Source organism: Pantoea pleuroti, assembly GCF_014156615.1.
GTDB lineage: Bacteria > Pseudomonadota > Gammaproteobacteria > Enterobacterales > Enterobacteriaceae > Pantoea > Pantoea agglomerans.
In genome coordinates this window covers 1-4,392 of sequence record NZ_SBFD01000002.1, presented here as the reverse complement: position 1 = coordinate 4,392, position 4,392 = coordinate 1, and the positions used below count along the sequence as shown (strand labels likewise).

General features: G+C 50.8%; 5 protein-coding genes. All 5 read left to right on the top strand.

Annotation, left to right across the window (positions count from 1 at the left end; all coding sequences use genetic code 11):
• On the top strand, window positions 1-951 hold a 951-nt coding region (locus EPG66_RS03990; protein WP_182686407.1), incomplete at its 5' end, for a type VI secretion system Vgr family protein.
• A gap of 24 nt (window positions 952-975) precedes the next feature.
• On the top strand, window positions 976-2,034 hold the full coding sequence (locus EPG66_RS03985) for a PAAR domain-containing protein (RefSeq protein WP_033757377.1): 1,059 nt from the start codon (window positions 976-978) through the stop codon (window positions 2,032-2,034).
• A 23-nt stretch (window positions 2,035-2,057) separates the two neighbouring features.
• Complete coding sequence (locus EPG66_RS03980) at window positions 2,058-2,495, top strand: hypothetical protein (RefSeq protein ID WP_083068307.1); 438 nt, start codon at window positions 2,058-2,060, stop codon at window positions 2,493-2,495.
• 20 nt (window positions 2,496-2,515) lie between these two features.
• Window positions 2,516-3,580 (top strand): hypothetical protein, encoded by a 1,065-nt coding sequence (locus EPG66_RS03975; protein ID WP_083068304.1) that lies wholly within the window; start codon window positions 2,516-2,518, stop codon window positions 3,578-3,580.
• 192 nt (window positions 3,581-3,772) lie between these two features.
• Window positions 3,773-4,392 (top strand): type VI secretion system Vgr family protein (locus tag EPG66_RS03970; protein WP_182686046.1); only part of this gene is annotated, 620 nt, incomplete at its 3' end.

The window sequence follows — 4,392 nt, the reverse complement described above, 5'->3', positions numbered from 1 at the left end:
CGTCACAACATCCACTTCACGGTGCTGCCGTCGTCGGTGACGTACCGCACGCCGCCGGAAACGGCGTGGCCGAAAACGCACGGCCCGCAGACGGCGAAGGTGGTGGGCCCGAAAGGCGAGTCGATCTGGACCGACCGCTACGGCCGGGTAAAGGTGAAGTTTCACTGGGACCGGCTGGCGAAGGGCGATGACACCAGCTCCTGCTGGGTGCGCGTCTCCAGCGCCTGGGCGGGCCAGGGATTCGGCGGGGTGCAGATCCCGCGAGTGAACGACGAAGTGGTGGTGGACTTTATCAACGGCGATCCGGATCGTCCGCTGATCATCGGCCGGGTTTACAACGAGGCAAGCATGCCGCCGTGGGCGCTGCCGGCAGCGGCGACGCAGATGGGCTTTCTGAGCCGGTCGAAGGATGGCAACAGCGATACTGCTAATGCGTTGCGTTTTGAAGACAAAGCAGGGCATGAGCAGATTTGGATCCACGCCGAAAAAAATATGGATACGGAAGTGGAAAGCTGTGAGACGCACCATGTTGGTGTGGATCGGCAGAAAAGTATAGGCCGTGACGAAAAAGTCACGATAAAGCGCAATCGTCAGGCCGACGTGGGTGAACATGCGGTGAGCAATACGGGCATCCAGCACGTTATTAATGTTGGCGAAGGCGAAACGGTGCTGACCATGGATAAAGAGGGCAATGCGTTGCTTGAAGCTAACACCAGCATCAAATTAAAGGTGAAAGAGAATTACATCTTGATCACCCCCGACGCCATTCAAATCCAGGTGAATACGGGAAATATCCATGCTGAGAGCGAGTTGCAGGCACTGTTTAAAGGCAATAAGCTGACCACCTTAGGTACCGGTAAAGATGCTGAATTAAAGGCAAATGATACGGTAAGCATTACCGGCACGAACATCACCGACATCAAAGGCGCGGTCGTCAATATTAACAGTTAATCGCTTATTGAAAGGAACATCAGTATGGGTATGCCTGCGGCCAGAGCTTCTGTGGATAAAGCGGCTCACGATGGCCCCATTCAGTGCGGCAGTCCTGACGTTATCATTGGCGGATTTCCCGCCGCCCGAAAAGGTGATGAATTTTCGTGTAAGCAACACGGTGGCGGTATTATCGTCAGCGGCTCCGGCAGCGTATTCGTTAACGGTATGGCGCTGGCCCGTCAGGGTGATAAGACGCAGTGTCATGCAGGCGGGGCGACGGCTCCCGCGAAATGTAAACCTGCGCCCCCGCAATACTGGGGAGGCTCGCTGGCTAAGAAGGCTGGTGAGGATGGGATGTTGCATGGCGAGCACTACGATGCGCGAATTTTAGGGGCGTATGCCAGCCTGAAAGACAGCACCAATGATGGTAGTTATGACACTGTGTCGACTGGGTTTTCGCTTGAAAACCTCACATTAGCGAATATGAAAAGTGACGCCCTTTTGAAAGGTGAGTTGCGGAATAAAATAGCAGATGCCAATGCAACTGGCTCACTTTACACCGGTGATAGCGGAATCTATGGCATTAATGGCAAAGCCGCAGCGGCGGGTATGCAATATGGCGCGACGGGCTCAATAGGAACAGAGAACACATTGTATGCCATCGCTACCGGCGATGTGACGCTTGGCACTGCTGATGCAAAAGCGGTTGCAGAAGTATATACCGGCAATAAAGGAAGATATGGGTTCAGCGTTGAGGGTGGCGCAGGTGCAGCGGCAGTGAAAGAGAGCGTTACGGGGAAAGTTAGCCTGTACGGTATTGTAGTAGCTGATGCTAAAGGCGGAGTACATTTAGGCGCAGTAGGTGCAGCAGGAGGTTTAACTGCCTATGCGGATGAAACCGATTACTCAGCTACAGTAAAGCTCTCAGGTAGGTTAGCTTTTATACTGGGGATAACAGGCGAAATTAATGTAAAAATTGCATTAAAACCCCTCCGCGACCTGTTTTTTGGTGAGAGGGATAGTACAGAAAAATCTGGAAGCAATGGTGGTGCAGATGGTGCTATCATCAACGGTTGCGCGACGGTTTTAGTTGGCGGTTAAATAAAGATAGGGTTGATTCTAACATGAAATTTATAGCATTTTTATTTTTCTGGATTGTAACGGTTTATTATGTCTGGAACGGAAAGGATTTTTATAATAAAAAAGAATGGGCAGGATTTGGTAAGAAGTTTGTAGGTGTGCTGGTTGGTATTGTAGTACTTGCCTTTGTGCTCAAAGGATTAGTGTTAGCTATTCCCGGATTTAGTAATGATCTTGCTGGAGATTTAATGGAAGAAATAGGCATTTCTTTTATATTTATTCTTGGCATAAAGTTTATGATTATCATGATTTGCACTTTATTTAGTGGGATTGTGGGTTTTCAAAAAAAATATAATGCTGATAATTATGCCCGAATTTCACCTGCTGCCAGTAAGTTAGTGCCTGGCATGCTCATCTTTGCAAAATGCGTGGTTTCTCTTGGCTCTATAGTCATTTATTACGGCATCTGGCTAGCGAATTAAATTAAGAAGGGAAACAGGCTATGAATTTTGAAACGGACTATACTTTTCCCCTTACGCCGGGTTTCTCTAAAGAAGAAATCGAACAACGCTTCTGGAAATGCCTTTATACATCGGCCAGAGAAGAAATGCTGCATTACTGGGTTGTGCTGCCTAAAAGCCTCAAACCTGTGGAACTGGAGCCGGTTGCCTTCCCTGATGTCGGTTTAACCAATATCGGACGCTACTTAACTACGGATGACTCACTCTATCTGGAAGTTTGGGCCGCGTATGAACGCTGCCAGTGGGAGATGAATGCGTCTGATTGGCTGTTTAAAAAACTCGCCATGATGGGCGAAAAAATCCTGCACCGCCGTCTTGTCGGTAAGGCCTCGGAAAACGGTATTTTTGCAGATGTATTGACCCTAAAAACGCACGCTTCCGGTGACGATGTGATCTCACGATACACTGTTCAAAAAGATTACAATCGGGACAGCGGCGGTGGGAATTACCTCTTATTAAAAGCGTCCTGTGCAGCACGCGACTATCCTTCGCTTGCCAATGAAATCTATTTTACAGTAGTTAACTGGAATCTGCTGCATCGCAGTAACTTAGCCATGGCGGAGTTGCTGACCTCGGTTAACCTGGATGGGGAAAACGCTTTTAAAATACCGGTTTCCTGGCATGCCAGCGTTATTGCTGAGAACAGACTTATCGTCGATCACACTATAGATGGTGTGAATTACGGGGTCATTAATTTTTGCTTTTATTCCGGTACCGTATGCCATTCCGCAGAGGATGCTTTTGAAAAGTCGACGCAACGTTTCCGGGAGCATGAGCATTCGGTCACGCTGGTGGCAAACGAGCTGGAACCCATTCCTAATGATATCAATGCTGCGCTGGGATCATTATCGACCTGTACAGGTGAACTCTACAGCGACGAAGAGAAAATGCGCGCCTTTTACCAGAGTTACATATTCAACTGTTCAGGCTTGTGGTGCTACGTTGAACTGGTAGGGCAGCACAGGAATGATAAAAGTTATCACTTTGAAGCGAATAAACGCTGCGTAGAAATTATTCTGGCGACACTGAATATCAACGTGAAATAATACTGATCCTGCCAATTAATCATCTTTTAGCTGGCATTCCGCCTCGTAGCAATGAGTATCATGGCACCTGTTTTTAACTCTTCATGTGATCCGCTGCAACAATAAAAGACGCTTGTCTGACCCACTGGTATTGCCCGGTCGCGGGTAATACCCGGGTTAATTCACCGATTACCATTAGTCCGGGAAATCACTATGTTTGATCGTATCACCGTCCTTCTGCCGGTCGAGGGCCTGCTGTTCCATACGCTTAAGGGCACCGAGACGCTGTCCCGTCCGTTTGTGCTCACCGCCGAACTGCTGGCCACCGACGCGCGCATCGACCGCCACGCCCTGCTGGGGAAGCCGGTGACCTTTACGCTGCCGACCGACGGCCTGATGAACGCGCTGAGCCCGCGCTACCTCAACGGCAAAATCACCCGGGTGGCGGTGCGCAGCCAGGAGCTGAGCGGCACCCGCTACGCGGTCTATGCGCTGACGGTCGAGCCGGACCTGTGGCCGATGAAGCGCGACCGCAACCTGCGCATCTTCCAGAGCCAGACGGTGCCGCAGATTGTGCAGACGCTGCTGAAGGAGTACGGGGTCAGCGTGGAGACGCGCCTGGCGGGCAGCTACCGGGTGTGGGAGTACTGCGTGCAGTATCAGGAGAGCAGCCTGGACTTTATCAGCCGCCTGATGGAGCTGGAGGGGATTTACTACTTCTTCCGCCACGAGGCGGACAGACACACGCTGGTGCTGTGCGACGCGCCGGATCAGCATCAGGCGTTTCCGGGCTATGAGACCATTGCCTATCACGTCACCCCGTCGGGCGGCGT

Bases quoted from the DNA above. Each gene is read 5' to 3' on its own strand.
- EPG66_RS03985 (WP_033757377.1), top strand. From the start codon at position 976: ATGGGTATGCCTGCGGCCAGAGCTTCTGTGGATAAAGCGGCTCACGAT.
- EPG66_RS03980 (WP_083068307.1), top strand. From the start codon at position 2,058: ATGAAATTTATAGCATTTTTATTTTTCTGGATTGTAACGGTTTATTAT.
- EPG66_RS03975 (WP_083068304.1), top strand. From the start codon at position 2,516: ATGAATTTTGAAACGGACTATACTTTTCCCCTTACGCCGGGTTTCTCT.